The sequence below is a fragment of the Frankia nepalensis genome (assembly GCF_016786325.1).
Classification (GTDB): Bacteria; Actinomycetota; Actinomycetes; order Frankiales; family Frankiaceae; genus Pseudofrankia; species Pseudofrankia nepalensis.
Window position 1 is genome coordinate 1 of the sequence record NZ_JADWYU010000373.1, and the last position, 15,923, is coordinate 15,923.

The following is a 15,923-nucleotide window of genomic DNA, read 5'->3' on the forward strand; positions in this document are numbered from 1 at the left end:
CCCGACCCGACCACCTTGATCGATAACCGGGTCAGCCGGCGCATCGAAATCCCATGTGCGGAAGACGGGTCTAGACGCCGCCGGGCCCTGTCGCGCTGACATTCCGGTTCACGCCGCGCGAACGCGGGCTGTCGCGGCCGGCCGGCGGCGGCGCCGGCGCGGTGGGCGGGTGCCCTCAGCAGGCCAGGGACAGGGCCGAGATCCCCAGCAGGGCGACGCTGTCGCAGTAGCTGACCCGGGTGACCTTCCAGCCGTCGCCGGCGCGGACGACCGTCACGTCGATGGGCACGGTGTCGATGGCGACCACCGTCTTCAGGGCCGGGTCGTCGAACGTCAGCAGCACCCGGGCCCTGACCGTGCCGGCGTCGAGGCGACTCAGGGTGTCGACCGTGCCCTTCAGCGAGCCGGCGAGCCCGGGGTGGAACTCGGCGATCTTGGCGCGGATCGCGAGCAGCTCCGAGCCGTCCTGCACCGCGACGGCCCAGCGGTCGTCCGGCGCGCCGGCCGTGAAGACCGTCTCGATCACGGCGCGGACATCGGCGGCGGTCCGCGCGTCGACCGGCTCCGGCGCCGCGATCGGCGGGGTGTGGCCCGCGACGATCGGCATCTTGCCGAGGACGATGCCGTCGGCGACGCGGTGCGCCACCGCCAGGTCGGGGGAGCTGGGCCCAGTCAGCTCCACCGCGAACACCCTGCCCGCCGCGTCGACCCACAGCAGCGCCAGGTGGTGGCGGGTCGCCGGGTCCGGCGCCGGCCAGCCGGGCTCGGTGGCCGTCGCGGTGGCGGTGTCGAGGCGCAGGACCAGGGCCGGCCGGCCGGCGACGGCGTCCCGCGTGACGTCGATCTGCCCGGCTTCGCCGTTCACGCCGTTCCGGATCTCGGCGGCCATCAGGTCGACCGTCATGACGGCCCGCGGCTGCCAGGTCACGCTCACCCAGACCGACGACGGGTTGGTCGCCTCCTCGGCGGTGAACAGGGAAGCGAACGTGGTGGGTTCGGCCCGCGCGTGCAGGCTCAGCGGGCGCCCCGGCAACCTCATGACCTGCTCCATCGGCAGGGGCCGGCCCGAGGCGTCGACGGGACCCCACGCGAACGGGTAGGGCTCCTGCTCGAAGGCGGCGGAGTTGGCCTTGTGGGTGAGCCCGTCGGGCAGCCAGGTCACCGAGAAGCCACCGAAGGACGAGGCGGGGCGGGACGTGGCGGGAACGACGCTGTCCCTGGAGCCGGTGAGCACGCCGGCGGGGATCCCGACGCCGGCGGTGACGAGGACGACGAGCGCCGCGGCCGCGGCGACGCGTGCCCGGGCGCGGCGGCGCCGCGCGCCGGCGCGGACGTCGGGAAGCGCCGGGCGAAAGGCCCGCTGGGGCAGGTCCGCGGGAAGGGCGCGCAGACGCGCCCGCAGGTCGCTGTCGGTGATGCTCACGGCGTGTCCTCTCGCGTCCGGGGGGCGGTCACGGCCCGCGCGACGGCCTGGGAGCCGGGTTCGTTGGTCAGGATGTCCACCGCCGGGCCCGGTTTCGCGCCGCGGCGGCGCCCCGTGGTGCCCGGGTGCGGCCCGGCCGCGGCGGCCGGGCCCAGGACGCGCAGGTGCTCGCTGTGCCGCAGCTTCGCCAGGCCCCGGGAGGCCTGGCTGCGCACCGAGCCGACCGAGCAGCCCAGCGCCGCGGCGACGTCGGACTCGGGCAGGTCGTCGACGTAGCGCAGGACGACGATGGCGCGCTGGCGCGGCGGCAGGGTGCGCAGCGCCCGGATCAGGCCGTCGCGCTGGGTCATCCGGGCGGCGTGGTCGGCGTCCGCCTCGGGGACGTCGACGGTCCACTCCCCGTCGACGAGCAGCGGGACCTCGCGGACCCGGGCGCGCAGCCGCCGCCAGCGGCTGGTCGCGGCGTTGATCACCGTGCGGCGCAGGTAGGCGTCCTCACGGCCGGCGTCGATCTTCCCCCAGTGCAGGTAGGTGCGTTCGAACGCCCCCTGGACGAGGTCCTCGGCGGCGGCCCAGTCGCCGCCGGTCAGCAGGACCGCGCTCAGCAGCTGCCGGCTGGCCGTCCTGGCCATGAACTCCTCGAAAGCCCGTTCGTCGTCCGCACGCACCCTCGCCTCCTCGCGCTCGTCGGCTGTGCCGCTCTCCAGACGCGCCCGGCCCGGTCCACGATGAGCGTGGGCCGGGCCGGGATCGTCCGGACGACGAGCGGGCCGGAGGACGAGCGGTTCGAGTGGAGGGTGCGGTCAGCGCGGCCCGGCGCTGGGTGGGCCGGCGGGCGCGGCGCCGATGACGACGCTCTCGGCGATCCGCTGCGCCGTGGCCCGGTCCGCCGCCTCGACGGACACCAGCACCCCGTGCCCGTCGGCCCAGCTGACCCGCCAGATCGTCCCCGTCGGCGGCCGGGCCCAGTCCAGGCTGTACACCCCCGCCGGGTGGCCACCGACCGTGGCGAGCTCCCAGGTGAAGGCGTACAGATCCCCCGAGTTCGCGGAGCCGTACAGCTCCTGGACGAACTGTTCGGGGTCGAACGGCGCGCCGCCGCGTTCCACGGTCACGGAGACGTCGAACACCGGCCCGTCGGCCGGGTCGGCCACCCGCGCCCGGGCGGCGGTCTCGGGCGTGCCGAACAGCACCGTCTGCCAGAAGGCCCCGTCCTGTCGGCCGGCGCCGGCCGAGTCGCGCAGGACGACCATGTCGGCGGGCAGCCAGCCGACGCTCACCCCGTAGACCACCGCCCGGGCCGCGGCTGGCGCGGTGCCCCCGGACATGACCGTGGCGGCCTCCCGGGTGCCGTCCGTCACCCGGGGCACCACCGCCGCCCCGGCGGCGACCAGCCCTACCGCCGCGGCGGTGGCCAGCCCCGCCGCCACCCAGCGGCCACGCCCGTGGACACCGGTGCCGCGCCTGGCGCGCGTAACGACCGCGGTGCCCGCCGCCGGTGGCAGGTGGATCTCCCGGGCCGTGTCGGTGAACGCGGCCCGCAGGCCGTCCTCGAAGTCGGCCAGCCCGGTGCTCGCCGTCCCCGGCGCCGTCGGCTCGTCGAACCTGGTCACGTCGGCATTCCTTTCCTCGTCGGGGACGTCGCGGACAGCGCCGCGGGCGAGCCGGCAAGCGGGCCCATCAGCTCCCGCAGCCGGGAAAGCCCCCGGGCGGCGTGGGTCTTGACCGTGCCCGCGCCGCAGCCCAGCTCGGTGGCGATCTCGGCTTCGGACAGGTCGTCGAAGTAGCGCAGCACGATCACCGCCCGCTGCCGGGGCGGCAGTTGGCGCAGCGCGCCGAGCAGGTCGTGGCGGTCACCTACCCGGCCGGCCACGTCCACCAGCCCCCCGGGCGAGACCGCCAGGTCCGGCCCGGGCTCGTCCCAGGCGACCAGCTGCTCCCGGCCGCGCGGCCAGCGCCGCGCCCGGCTCACCGACGCGTTCACCAGCGCGCGGCGCAGGTAGCTCTCCGGGTCGTCGACGTCCGCCCACCGGCGGTAGGCCCGCAGCAGGACGTCCTGCAGCAGGTCCTCCCCGCCCTGGCGGTCCCCGGTCAGGAACACCGCGGTGCGCAGCAGCGCGCTGCCGCGGTCGGCGACGAACCCCTCGAACGACCGGTCGTCGCGGCGCGCCCGCGCGCCACTGTCCGGCATCTGTGTCCCCTTTCGCCGTTCTGTCCCTCCCTAGGACGCCGTCGGGCGCCTCCCGGTGGACAGCCGGCGGGAACGGGGTCAGTCGACCGCCGGGCGGCCGAGGACGCGACATCGTGGCGCGGCGCCGGACCCGGACGGATGGGGTGCCGGCGCGCGAGCGCCGTCGTCGGCCCGGGCCACGGGGCGACGACGGCGCCTGGAGCGCGGACTGTCACTGCATCGGGCAGCCCGGCACCGCGAACTGGGTGATCGAGCACCAGCTCATCACGGTGAGCTTCCACTCGCCGTCGACGACGACGAACCGCAGATCGGTCTCGATCGCGGTGGACTCGTCGCCGGTGGGGACGGACGACACGGTGCCCGGTGGGGCGACCGCGGCGACCCGTACCCCGACGACCGCCTCGGTCGCGCTGAGGAACATCACCTCGGTGTCGCGGTCGGCCCAATCCTCGAAACCGAGGAACTTCGTCTTCCGGACGCTGTCGCGGTCGGTGGCGAGCGCCGACTCCAGCGGTGGCCGCAGCCGCTGTGGGTCTTCCAACGCGGTCAGCATGTCGAGCTCCCGCGTGCCGTCGAAGGCGGTCTGCGCCGCCGCGCGGATCTGGGCCGCCGCGGTGGCGCGGTCGGCCGGCCCGGGCAGCGGTCCGTCGGCGTCCACGCTCTCGGCGATCCGCTGGACGGCGGCGCGGTCCGGCCCGCCGACACCGACCCCGACGGACCCGCCGCCCGCCAGGTCGACCCGCCAGTACAGGCTGTACGCCACCCGCGGCGTCTGAATCTGCCCGCTTCCGGCGGGCATCCCGGCGGACCGCACCTCGGATCCGATCTCGGCGCGGATCAGCAGCGCGTCCCGGCCGTTCACCGTCACGCGTTCGAAGGTCTCGGACAGGCCTTCGAGATTGCGGTCCGACTGTGTCTCCCGCTCACGCCACGCGTCGACGTCGGGCACCGGGCTGGCGGTGCTCGGGCGCAGAACCATCATCGAGTAGTACGAACCGGTGGCACGGGCCCGGTCGACGTCGCCGTCGATGGCGAAGTTGACCGTCTGCAGGTACCAGGGCTTTGCCTGCTGCTTGGCCGTGATCACCGTCTGCCCGTACCGTGCCAGGCCGTCGGGCAGCCAGCCCACCGACACCCCGAACAGCGTCTCCCGTGGCCCACCCGCGGTGGCCGGCGCGGGCCGGTCGGAACCCCCGACGTCGCGGGTGGTGGCGGTCACCCCGCCGACGACCATCGCGACGGCCGCCGCGGCGGCGATCCCGGAAGCGACCCAGCGGCGCCGCTGGGCGCGGCGATCCGCGAGGACCGCGGCCCCGGCCAAGGGCGCCAACTCGACGTCGGCGACGGTGGCGGCGAGCGCGGCCCGCAGCCGCCGCTCGAACGCCTCGTCGCCCGCCGTCAGCTCGCTGACCGCCTGCTCGTCGAACCCGCTCATGCCCGCGCTCCCTTCCGGCCCGTCAGCGGCGCGGGCCGCGCGGACGACTTCTCCGGCCGGGCCGCCTCCCGCGCGGCGGCCGGCTCTTCCGGGTCCATCAGCTCCCGCAGCCGGGCCAGGCCCCGGGAGGCGTGGGTGCGTACCGAGCCCTCGCCGCAGCCCAGCTCGGCGGCGATCTGGCTCACGGACAGGTCGTCGTAGTAGCGCAGCGCGATCACCGCCCGCTGCCGGGGCGGCAGCCGGCGCAGCAGCGCCAGCAGGTCGTGCCGGTCGGGCACCCGGCCGATCTCGTCCCTGGCGGGCCAGGCGAGCACGTCGGCGGCCGGGTCCTCGTCCCAGCCGACAAGGTCCTCCCGTGCCCGCAGCCGCCGCCTGGCCCGGCTGACCGAGGCGTTCACCAGCGAACGGCGCAGGTAGCTGTACGGGTCGTCGACGTGCCGCCAACGCCGGTGGGCCCGCAGCAGGACGTCCTGCAGCAGGTCCTCTCCGGCCTGGCGGTCGCCGGTGAGGATCACCGCGGTGCGCAGCAGCGCGGTCCCGCGGTCGGCGACGAACTCCTCGAACGACCGGTTGTCGCGGCGCGGTGCCGCGCCAGCGTCCGGCATGGGTGGTACTCCTCTCGCCGTCCTGTCCTCCCTAAGACGCCACCGGCCGCCAGGCTGACAGACAGCCCTCTCGACAACACGCCCACACCATCCCCAGTCAAGAAACACCACAGCCCCACAGGTACCGCCCATCCCGCCGGCCGGCCGTGGGACGCGGCCCGGCCGGCCGGACGCCGAAACACCCGAAGGCCCCCGGCCAGGCGGGCCCCGTAGTCGTGTCGCGCCGCCGGCCCGGCCGGCCCGGCCGGCAGACTCGGACCATGACCAGCGCGGCGTGGCAACACGTGACGGACAGCGAGCCCGCCAGGGCCGTGCTCTACCGGGGCGGCCACATCCACAGCGCGGCGCATCCGCGCGCCACCGCGCTGCTGACCGCCCGCGACGGCACCATCGCCTGGATCGGCACGGCCGACGACGCCGACGAGATCGCCGCCGCGCCCGGCGACCGCGTCGACGCGGTCGCCGACCTGGCCGGGGCGCTGCTCGCCCCCGCGTTCGTCGACGCCCACCTGCACGCCACCGCCACCGGGCTGGCGCTCGGCGGCCTCGACCTCGCCGCCGCCCCCACCCTGCGCGCCGCCCTCGACGCGGTCGCCGCCGCGGCCTCGGCCGGCGCGGCGACCCTGCTGGGCACCGGATGGGACGAGACCCGCTGGCCCGAACAGCGCCCACCGACCGCCGCCGAACTCGAGATGGCCGCGGGGGACCGGTTCGTCTACCTCGCCCGCGTCGACGGCCACAGCGCCGTCGTCTCGGGGAAACTCGCCGCCGCGTCCGGCGCCTCGCTGCTGGCCGGCTGGCTCGGCGACGGCCTGTGCCGCGGCGACGCCCACCACGCCGCCAGGTCAACCGCCTACGACACCATCACCCCCGGGCAGCGCACCGACGCGTGGCGGCGGCTGCGCGCCACCGCCGCCGCGCTCGGGATCGCCGCGCTGCACGAGATGGCCGGCCCCGAGGTGTCCTCCGCCGACGACCTCGCCGCCCTGCTCGCGCACGCCGCCACCGAACCCGGCCCCCTGATCGCCGGCTACTGGGCCGGCGACGCGGCGGTCCTCGACGACCTCGACCCGGGCGGCCGGCTCGCCGTCGGCCTCGGCGGGGACGTGTTCGTCGACGGGTCGATCGGCTCCCACACCGCAGCGCTGCGTGCCCCCTACGCCGACCGCCCCGGCCACCGGCCGCCGCCGCTGCTCGACGCCCACGCCGTCGCCACCACGGTTCTCACCGCGCTCGCCACCGGCCGCCAGCCCGGCTTCCACGCCATCGGCGACGCCGCGATCGACGTCGTCCTCGCCGGGCTCGACGCGGCGGCCACCGCCGGGGCCGCGCGGGTCGCCGCCACCCGGCCCCGGGTGGAGCACTGCGTACTCGCCCACCCGGACCAGATCACCCGGCTCGCCGCCCACGGAGCCGTCGCCGTCGTCCAGCCGGCGTTCGACACCCACTGGGGCGGTCCGGCCGGCCTGTACGCCACCCGGCTCGGCGCGGACCGCGCCGCCGCGATCAACCCGTTCGCCGCGCTTGCCGCCGCCGGCGTCGGCCTCGCGCTGTCCTCCGACGCCCCCGTCACCCCCCTCGACCCGTGGGCGTCGATCCGCGCCGCCGTCGGCCACCACACCCCGGCCGCGCGCCTCACCCTGCCCGCCGCGTTCACCGCCGCCACCCGCGGCGGCTGGCACGCGGCCCGCGCCGACACCGACGGCCACGGCACGCTGGCGCCCGGCCATCCCGCCACCTTCGCGGTCTGGGACCTGCCCGCCGGCCTCGCCCACCTGCCCGGTCACCCGCCACTACCCGACCTGACCGGCCCCGACCCGGTCTGTCTGCGGACCGTCGCCCGTGGCAGGACCCTGTACGACGCCACCACGGGAAACGGACAGTAACGAACACCACGGCCCCCGGCAGGGCCCAGCGGGAACCATCCCGACCCCGCCACGGCCACCGGCGGTTCCGGGCGGCACGGGAGCGTCCCGGCGAACCCATACCACCGCCGGCGAGACCGCCCGCACGGACACTCCGGCACACCGGGCCCGCCCCGTCAAGCACACTGGGACCGTGACACCGCCCGCCGCCGGCCCCGGCCCCACACCCGCCGCGACCGCGCCGGACACCACCGGGCCGCGACCGAGCCCGAGGGACGGCGCCGACCCGGCGACGGGGGAGACACCCACCCGTAGAAAACGCCGCCCGCGGCCACCCCGCCCCGCCTCCCTGGCCCGCGGGCTCACCGCCGCCGCGGCCGGCGTCCTGCTCTACGTCTCCTTCCCGCCGATCGGCGCCTGGCCGCTCGCCCCCGTCGCGGTGGCCGTTCTCACCCTGCTGCTGCGCGGCCGGCGGCTACGCGCCGCCTACGGGCTCGCCTGGCTGTTCTCGCTCGGTTTCCTGCTTCCCCTGCTGCGGTTCGTCTCCTTCGTCGGCCCCGACGGCCTCGTCGTCCTCGCCGCCGCCGAAGGCGCGATCCTCGCCGTCGTCGGCCCCGCGACCACCCTCGCGCTGCGGCTGCCCGCCCGCTACGCCTGGGCCGGGGTCGCCGGAGTCTGGGTCGCCCAGGAGGCGCTGCGCGGCCGGGCCCCGTTCGGCGGCTTCCCCTGGGGCCGGCTCGCGTTCTCCCAGCCCGACAGCCCCTACACCCCGCTCGCCGCCGTCGCTGGCGCCCCCGGGATGACGTTCGCCGTCGCCGCCACCGCCGCCCTGCTCGCGTTCGCCGCCCACGCGGCCTGGACCGCGGGCCGCGCCGCCGCCGCGGCCCGCCTCGGCGTCACCAACCCCCCGGCCCCCGCCGGCCAGGCGGTGGCCACCCCGCGGCCCGGCCGGGCGTTCGCGCTGGGCGCCGGGCTGCCCGCCGCGGGCATCACCGCGCTCGCGCTAGCCGGCCTCGCCGTCCCGCTGCCCACCGACGCCCAGGAAGGCAGCCTGCGCGTCGCCGCGATCCAGGGCAACGTCCCCGAACCGGGCGGCTACGACGCCCTCGGCGAGAAGTTCCAGGTCACCCGCAACCACGTCGACCAGACCCTGAAACTCGCCGCCGACGTCGCCGCCGGCCGCGTCCCGGCCCCCGACCTCGTCGTCTGGCCCGAGAACTCCTCCGACGTCGACCCGCTGCGCGACCCCCGCGCGGCCGCGCTGCTGGACGAGGCCGCGGCCGCGGTGGGCGTCCCGATCCTCGTCGGCGCCGTCCTCGACGGCCCCGGCGAAGGCCACGTCAGCAACGCCGGCCTCATCTGGACGACCGACGGCTTCACCGGCGACATGTACGTCAAGCACCGGCCCGTCCCGTTCGCCGAGTACCTCCCCGGCCGCGACGTCCTCGAAAAGATCATCACCCGGTTCGCGACCGAGATGCCGAACGACTTCGTCCACGGCACCGGCCCCGCCGCCCTGCCCGCCGCCGGCACCATGATCGGCGACGTGATCTGCTTCGAGGTCGCCTACGACGGCAACGTCCGCGCCTCCGTCGACGACGGCGCCCGCCTGCTCGTCGTCCAGACGAACAACGCCTCCTTCGGCCGCAACGGCGAAAGCCAACAGCAGCTCGCCATGACCCGGATCCGCGCCGTCGAACACGGCCGCGCCACCATCCAGGTCTCCACCAGCGGACAAAGCGCCATCATCACCCCCGACGGCACCGTCCTCGCCCAGACCGGTCTGTACGAGCCCGGGATACTGTCCGCCGACCTCCCGCTACGTACCGCCCGCACCCTCGCCGACCGGGTCGGTGTCATACCGGAGGCGGTCGCGGTCGCCCTCGGCCTAGCCGCGATGATGGGCGGAACCATCCTCGGCCGCCGACGCCGCGCCGGCGCCGAGACGACCGAGACCGGAGCCACCGGCCCCGGTCCCGACCACCACGGCCGGTGGGAGCGCACCCCGCCCACCAGCCCCCGGCCCGACGGCCGCAGATCGGAAAGGAACGGCGTGGACCACCGGGTAGTCGTCTGCGTGCCGACGTACAACGAACGGGAGAACCTCACCCGGACCGCCCACCGGCTCCGCGAGGCCAACCCGACCGTCGACCTGCTCGTCATCGACGACAACAGCCCCGACGGCACCGGCGAGATCGCCGACGAGCTCGCCCGCGAGGACCCACGCATCCACGTCCTGCACCGCGCCGGCAAGTCCGGCCTCGGCTCCGCCTACATCGCGGGCTTCTCCTGGGCGCTGCGCCACGGCTACGACGTCATCGTCGAGATGGACGCCGACGGCTCCCACCAGCCCGAGCAGCTGCCCCGCCTGCTCACCCGGCTCGACGCCGGCGCCGACCTCGTCATCGGCTCCCGCTGGGTCCCCGGCGGGCAGGTCCACAACTGGCCACGGCGCCGGCTCGTCCTGTCCCGCGGCGCCAACGCCTACGTCCGCGCCGCCCTGCGCATCCCGCTGCGCGACGCCACCGCCGGCTACCGCGCCTACCGGGCCGAGGTGCTGCGCGCCCGCGACCTCGACAAGATCCAGTCCCAGGGGTACTGCTTCCAGGTCGACCTCGCCTGGACCGCCTGGCGACACGGCTTCTCCGTCGCCGAAGTGCCGATCACCTTCGTCGAACGAGAACGCGGCAGCTCCAAGATGAGCCGCTCGATCATCATCGAGGCGTTCTGGCGTACGGCCCTGTGGGCGCTGACCTCCGGCCGTTCCGGCCCCGCCCCCCGGCCCGCCGCGACGCCCATCACCGTTCCGGCCCCGGCCCCCGAACCCGCCCTCGTCGCCGCCACCGGCCCGGCCACCCCACAGGCCCAGCCCACCACCAGCTCGCCGTCGGTGGCCAGCACCGCCCCCGGCTCCACCGCGACCCTCGACACCCCCATCCAGCAGCAGCGCGCCACCGGCGACAGCTGACCCACGGCCAGCCAGAGCAGAGATGACCACGACGAAAGGGACGTGGCCGCCTGGCCACGTCCCTTTCACCAGTGTCCCGCTGTCGCGGTGCTCGCTTCACGCCCCCCTTCGCCGAGCGAAGCCCGGCCTCGGGGGCCCGGGGGTCACCCCCCGGGCAGACATCGCGGGCCGCCGGGAAGCCGGCCGTAGGCCGGCGAACAGACTGGCCCGCCCCGCCGACTCGCTACGCCGAACGCTTGTCCTCGCCGCGCAGGACCGCCAGCCGCTCCGCCAGAACCTCTTCCAGGTCCGCGGTCGTCCGACGCTCCATCAGCATGTCCCAGTGCGTACGCGGCGGCTTCGCCTTCTTCGGCTCCGGCCGCTCCCCGTCCACGATCACCGACGCCTCGCCGCACACCCGGCACTCCCACACCGCCGGGACCTCGGCTTCGGCCGCGAACGGCATAGTGAACTGGTGACCGTTGGGACAGTCGTACGACGCCGTCTGACGCGGAGCAAGCTCCGTGCTGCGGTCGGTCTCATAGGACACCGCGCCGAGACGGCTGCCCCGCAGAACGCGCTCGCCCATAGAACCCCTCCGAGCGTTGATTATCGGTGTCTCAGCAGTTCGAACGACTGAGCCCACCAAGACGTTCCCACAACGGAAGGGTCGGTAACGAGATCGTGGCCACACTACGTGTTCACCCGATCGCGTCCATTGCACCACAAGCCGGCGGCCGAACGCACCTCGGCCTGCTCGCCGCGGCCCGCGCCGGCCTCGGTGTGGCCGCTCTCACTCGCCCCGTCACCGCCCTGCGCGCCACCGGCCTCGACCGCGTCACCGCCGAACGCACCGCCTGGGCCGCCCGCCTCCTCGGCGGCCGCGACCTCGCCCTCGGCGCCGGGCTCCTGCACGCCCTCGCCCGCCGCCACCCCACCAGCGGCTGGGTCTGGGCCGGCCTGCTCGCCGACGCCGTCGACGCCACCGCCCTGGCCACCGCCGCCGCCCGCCGCCAGATCTCCCCGGCCGCCGGCGGCCTCGCCGCGGCCCTCGCCACCGCCGCCGTCGCCTGGGCAGCCCCAGCCGTCCGCCACGACACCTCAAGCCCTGCCTCGACCCCTGACGACCCGTCCGGCCCCTGACACCCGAGCCACCACCCGGAAGGGCATCCCGAAAGCCGCGGCGGCCCACGACGCTTCCCGTGGATCAGGCGAGATTCGGGGGCAAAGCGGACAGGAATCGCCGGACGGCGTACACATCTGACGATCGAGGAAGTCGCCAGGTCTCCCGCGGGCCAGTGATCATCGGATGTGCACGCGGATCGGCGGTCGAGCAGCCTCAGCAAGATCCGCGGGGAGGGCCTTAGAACGCGGTCCACAGCCGAACGACACCCGCCATCTCGCCGTCGGCACCGATCCGCGTCTCACCGGTCGCGACAGTCGAATCCCGCGCCACCACCAACGCGGCGACGCCCTGCCCGTCACCCGCCAGATAGCGCCCCAAAGGCACCGGCGGCCCCAGCTCCGACACGCGCCACAGGAGCACATGCGGGCTCTCGGTGCTGGCGGCGGCGAACGTCACCCCGTAGTTGGACCCAGTGAACGCCAGGTCGGTCGCGCCACCCGAAACCACCGCCCGGCGCGCCGGTGCCCGCGGATCAGACACATCCCAGATCTCGACGGCGTCCGCACCACCGACAGACAGGACCAGCGTCCGGGCGTCCCGCGACAACGCCACGGCCTCCACATCCCCGTCCACCGGCAGCTCCGCCAGCTGTCCCGCCTCCGCGGGGTTCGCGACGTCCCACAGCGCCGGTTTCTCACCACCGGTGACAAGAAGGTCACCGACGAGCGCGACCGGCCCCCCGTCCGACAGCAGCGGACCCGTCGGCGCCGGGCACGCCGGGGCCGCGACATCCCACACCCGCGCCCCGCTGAACCCACCCGCGACCAGCGCCTCGCCGTCGTCCGTGAACGCCAACGACCGGACCGGGCCGATACCCGCCTCGACCGGCCCGCACGACACCTCCCGCGGCCGCGTCGGATCCGACACGTCCCACAGCCGGATCGACGAACTGAACGCCCCACTGGCCAGCAGCCGGCCATCAGGGCTGAACACCAACGACTGGACCATCGCGAACTGGCTCGCCGAACCCTCGGCCACCTCCGCCAGCTGCTTCGGGGCCGTCACGTCGGACGTGTCCCACAGCCGGATCCGCCCGTCGTCACCGCCCGTCGCCAACAGATCCGATCCGGACTCGCCGGCGAACGCCAGGGCATGAACCTGCCCAACCTGCGCCGGCAGGTCGGCCACCGACGGCACCGGCCCATTCCGCGACGCACCGGCGCCGCTCTCGCCGTCATGCCGCTCTGGCCTGATCAGCACCACGGCGACCACAAACGCGACGGCGACGACGACCGCCATGGACATCGCCAGCAACAGACGCCGACGCCGACGGGACGGCTCCCGCCCGCGCTCATCCCCACCAGTCCGCTGCCCGGCCCCTCCCGGAGGTGGCACCGGGTCCGACGGCCCCCACCCACCCGCCAGGTGGGTGTCCGCCCGGGTGTCCACCGCCGCCTCCGGCCAGCCGACCGACGGCTGCGGGGGAGTGGGCCACGACGGGGCGGCGGCATCGCCCCGGCCACGGCCCGTCGGCCGCGTCACCGCGGGAGGCAGCGCGGCGGACGGCGGGGGAGTCGGCGCCAGCGGGACGGGCGTGGCGACAGGCTGGGACGACGCGGGCCGCGCCGCCGCGTCGACGACCGTCGCCTCATCGGAGGACGGCACGGCAGCCGGGGCGGCCGCGAGCCGGTGCAGCGCGAGAAGCAGCTCATCGGCCGCCGGCCGCTCCTCGGGCACCTTCGACATCACCCGGGCGACCAGCGGACGCAACGCCTCGTGCACCGCCGCCAGGTCCGGCTCGTCCTCGACCACCCGGCGCAGCACCACCGGCGTCGAGTCCCCGTCGAACGGCGGCCTGCCCGACGCCGCGAACAGCACCACCGCGCCCCAGGCATACACGTCCGCCGCCGCCGTCACCGGCCGGCCCAGCGCCTGCTCCGGCGCCATGAACCCCGGCGTGCCGATGCTGCCACGCGTCAACGTCACCGTCGCGTCCAACGCCCGCGAGATCCCAAAATCGATCACCCGGGCACCCGACGCCGACAGCAGGATGTTCCCCGGCTTCAGGTCCCGGTGGATGATCCCCGCCGCGTGGATCGCCGTCAGCGCGGAAGCCACCGCCACCGCGAGCCGCTCCAGCTCCGCCGGCGGCAACGCCCCGCGCTCCCGCACCGCGGCGAACAGCGTCGGCCCGTCGATGAACTCGGTCACCAGATACGGCCGCCGCCCGACCGTGCTGACGTCGATCACCTCGGCGGTACAGAAACGCGCCACCCGCTGCGCCGACCGCGCCTCCCGCAGGAACCGCTCCCGGAACTCCGGAATCCGCGCCAGATCAGCCCGGATCACCTTCAACGCCACCAGCGGACCCGGCCCACCCCCACCACCGGGCTCGGGGCGCCGCCGCGCCAGATACACACTGCCCATGCCGCCGTCACCGAGGCGGCCCACCAGGTCATACGGACCGACCGACGTCGGGTCGTCCTCGTCCAACGGCGCGGCCGAAACCACCAGCGACCCTCTCCGGACCCGGGCCACACCCGGAACCAGCCCCCGCATCCCAGCCGTCCGCACCGACACCGTTCGAACAGCGAAACCAGCGCAGATCGTAACCAAGCCGGCCTCTCCCCACATCAGTGCCAGCACCGAGGCGGTCAGCACGGCCACGACGCGGCACCGACCACCGCCCCCACCACGCCAATCCCCGCGGACACGACCCCACCAGCACCCGCCACCACACCGGAATGCCGGCACGGGCAACGACGCTGCACCAGACGCGCCGGCATCCCGGCCACCCGCAAGACTGGCACCGGGGGACCGAAGCGCCACCCAGCCACCCGACGACCGACTCGACAGGAGAACCATGAGCGACACCCAGGGCCCCACCCCGGGCACGACGGACAAGGTGGAACGCACCGACGCCGAATGGCGCTCCCGGCTCGACCCCGCCCGCTACGCCATCCTGCGCCAGGCAGCCACCGAACGGCCCTTCACCGGCGCCTACACCTACAACAAGGAGACCGGCACCTACCTGTGCGGCGGCTGCGGCAACCCGCTGTTCTCCTCCGACACCAAGTACGACTCCGGCTCAGGCTGGCCCAGCTTCTACCAGCCCCTCACCGAGGACGCCGTCGAGTACATCGAGGACCACTCCCACGGAATGACCCGCACCGAGGTCCGCTGCGGCCGCTGCGGCTCCCACCTCGGCCACCTCTTCGACGACGGCCCAGCCCCCACCGGCCAGCGCTACTGCATGAACAGCCTCGCTCTCGACCTCGACGCCACCGAACGCTGACCACCAGCCCCACCCGCCGCCCGGCCCCACGCTGACGGCCACCACCCGACGAAACCCAGGCGCCCAGACCACGGTCCGGGCGCACGGTCCATGGTCCGCGGCCCCACCAGCGACGACACCGAGCCTGTGGACAGACCCCCACCGTCCACAGGCAGCCCACGGACACGCCCACCACCCCCTACGGTGACGACCGGAGGACCACCACAGCCACACACCACCCATCCGCCAGGCGCCCCGCCACCACACGGACCCGCGCCAGCCGAAAGGAGCCACCACCCCGGCCACCAGGCCGACCCACCCGGGGGCGTTCCCGCGCACCGCAGGAGACGCCATGACCAGCAACCGCGGCCCCCGCACCCGGCCGCCCCAGCCCCACCGCGCCACCACCGGCCCCACCCGCGGACCCGCCGCCGGCCGGCTCCTCGACACCACCCACGTCCTCGACAACCTCTGCGACCAGTTCCAGCGCCGCTACGACACCCTCCTCGACACCACCATCGCCCGGCACGGCTGGGCACTCCAAGGCGTCGACAGCGAACCCGCCGCACCCGGCTACCTCTACACCGTCGGCCTGCACGCCTTCGACCACCACCCCGAACTCGTCGTCATCGGACTACGCGTCCACGCCGCCGCCACCCTCCTGAACACCCTCGGCGACCAGATCCGCGCCGGCCACCGCCTCGCCACCCGCCACCAGTGCGCCGACTTCCCCGGCTGGCCCCGCCTCGCGCTCCTCGACGTCGACCCCGGCAACTGCGCCGCGCTCCTGCCCGCCGCCAACCGCCGCTACCAGACCCCCGACGGCCCACCCGTCGACGCCCTCCAGGTCATCTGGTGCGACCCCCTCGGCCACCTCCCCTGGGAACCCGGCTGGGCCCTGCCCCACACCGCCCAACCCGTCCTGCACTTCCCCCACGACGACTTCCCCGACCCCGGCGACCACACCGACGACCCGTTCACCCTCGACGAGGACACCCACGACAGCGGACTCGACCAGGACGAACCAGACGACGCCCCCACCCCCCACCCCCTCGAC

General features: G+C 75.3%; 13 protein-coding genes. 5 read left to right on the forward strand and 8 right to left on the reverse strand.

Features of this window, described 5'->3' with window-relative positions:
- Positions 1-175 precede the first annotated feature (175 nt).
- From I6A81_RS41450 to I6A81_RS41475, 6 genes are all read right to left on the reverse strand, one after another.
- Positions 176-1,423, reverse strand: a complete 1,248-nt coding sequence (locus I6A81_RS41450) for a hypothetical protein (protein WP_203006407.1) — start codon at positions 1,421-1,423, stop codon at positions 176-178.
- Positions 1,420-2,091, reverse strand: coding sequence for a SigE family RNA polymerase sigma factor (locus I6A81_RS41455; protein ID WP_203006408.1), 672 nt, complete (start codon positions 2,089-2,091; stop codon positions 1,420-1,422). The genes I6A81_RS41450 and I6A81_RS41455 overlap by 4 nt, the downstream gene beginning before the upstream one ends.
- A 135-nt stretch (positions 2,092-2,226) precedes the next feature.
- Complete coding sequence (locus tag I6A81_RS41460; RefSeq protein WP_203006409.1) at positions 2,227-3,036, reverse strand: hypothetical protein; 810 nt, start codon at positions 3,034-3,036, stop codon at positions 2,227-2,229.
- A complete protein-coding gene (locus tag I6A81_RS41465) occupies positions 3,033-3,614 on the reverse strand; it encodes a SigE family RNA polymerase sigma factor (RefSeq protein ID WP_203006410.1) in 582 nt (193 codons plus the stop codon). The genes I6A81_RS41460 and I6A81_RS41465 overlap by 4 nt, the downstream gene beginning before the upstream one ends.
- Before the next feature lie 211 nt (positions 3,615-3,825).
- Positions 3,826-5,049, reverse strand: coding sequence for a hypothetical protein (locus I6A81_RS41470; RefSeq protein ID WP_203006411.1), 1,224 nt, complete (start codon positions 5,047-5,049; stop codon positions 3,826-3,828).
- Complete coding sequence (locus tag I6A81_RS41475; RefSeq protein ID WP_203006412.1) at positions 5,046-5,654, reverse strand: SigE family RNA polymerase sigma factor; 609 nt, start codon at positions 5,652-5,654, stop codon at positions 5,046-5,048. Before I6A81_RS41475 ends, I6A81_RS41470 begins: the two co-directional genes overlap by 4 nt.
- Positions 5,655-5,914: 260 nt before the next feature.
- Here I6A81_RS41475 and I6A81_RS41480 point away from each other — a divergent pair, with 260 nt between their 5' ends.
- Positions 5,915-7,540 carry an amidohydrolase gene (locus tag I6A81_RS41480; protein ID WP_203006413.1) on the forward strand — a complete coding sequence of 542 codons (1,626 nt, stop codon included), beginning with the start codon at positions 5,915-5,917 and terminating at the stop codon, positions 7,538-7,540.
- A 172-nt stretch (positions 7,541-7,712) separates the two neighbouring features.
- A complete protein-coding gene (gene lnt, locus I6A81_RS41485; RefSeq protein WP_203006414.1) occupies positions 7,713-10,487 on the forward strand; it encodes an apolipoprotein N-acyltransferase in 2,775 nt (924 codons plus the stop codon).
- Between the two features lie 223 nt (positions 10,488-10,710).
- Here lnt and I6A81_RS41490 read toward each other — a convergent pair whose 3' ends face one another.
- Positions 10,711-11,055, reverse strand: coding sequence for an RNA polymerase-binding protein RbpA (locus I6A81_RS41490; protein WP_203006415.1), 345 nt, complete (start codon positions 11,053-11,055; stop codon positions 10,711-10,713).
- A gap of 95 nt (positions 11,056-11,150) precedes the next feature.
- Here I6A81_RS41490 and I6A81_RS41495 point away from each other — a divergent pair, with 95 nt between their 5' ends.
- Positions 11,151-11,609, forward strand: coding sequence for a hypothetical protein (locus tag I6A81_RS41495; protein WP_238430569.1), 459 nt, complete (start codon positions 11,151-11,153; stop codon positions 11,607-11,609).
- A 220-nt stretch (positions 11,610-11,829) separates the two neighbouring features.
- Here the strand turns inward: I6A81_RS41495 and I6A81_RS41500 are convergent, their stop codons facing one another.
- Positions 11,830-14,103, reverse strand: coding sequence for a WD40 repeat domain-containing serine/threonine protein kinase (locus I6A81_RS41500; RefSeq protein WP_203006417.1), 2,274 nt, complete (start codon positions 14,101-14,103; stop codon positions 11,830-11,832).
- A 352-nt stretch (positions 14,104-14,455) separates the two neighbouring features.
- On the opposite strand from I6A81_RS41500, the gene msrB reads away from it, so the two are divergent.
- Both msrB and I6A81_RS41510 read left to right on the forward strand, forming a co-directional pair.
- Complete coding sequence (gene msrB / locus I6A81_RS41505) at positions 14,456-14,887, forward strand: peptide-methionine (R)-S-oxide reductase MsrB (RefSeq protein WP_203006418.1); 432 nt, start codon at positions 14,456-14,458, stop codon at positions 14,885-14,887.
- Positions 14,888-15,218: 331 nt separating this feature from the next.
- Positions 15,219-15,923: DUF4262 domain-containing protein (locus I6A81_RS41510; RefSeq protein ID WP_203006419.1), on the forward strand; the 705-nt coding region annotated here is incomplete at its 3' end.

Coding starts and splice junctions, on each gene's coding strand:
- I6A81_RS41465 (WP_203006410.1), bottom strand. CDS start 3,614: ATGCCGGACAGTGGCGCGCGGGCGCGCCGCGACGACCGGTCGTTCGAG.
- I6A81_RS41480 (WP_203006413.1), top strand. CDS start 5,915: ATGACCAGCGCGGCGTGGCAACACGTGACGGACAGCGAGCCCGCCAGG.
- I6A81_RS41470 (WP_203006411.1), bottom strand. CDS start 5,049: ATGAGCGGGTTCGACGAGCAGGCGGTCAGCGAGCTGACGGCGGGCGAC.
- I6A81_RS41475 (WP_203006412.1), bottom strand. CDS start 5,654: ATGCCGGACGCTGGCGCGGCACCGCGCCGCGACAACCGGTCGTTCGAG.
- msrB (WP_203006418.1), top strand. CDS start 14,456: ATGAGCGACACCCAGGGCCCCACCCCGGGCACGACGGACAAGGTGGAA.
- I6A81_RS41490 (WP_203006415.1), bottom strand. CDS start 11,055: ATGGGCGAGCGCGTTCTGCGGGGCAGCCGTCTCGGCGCGGTGTCCTAT.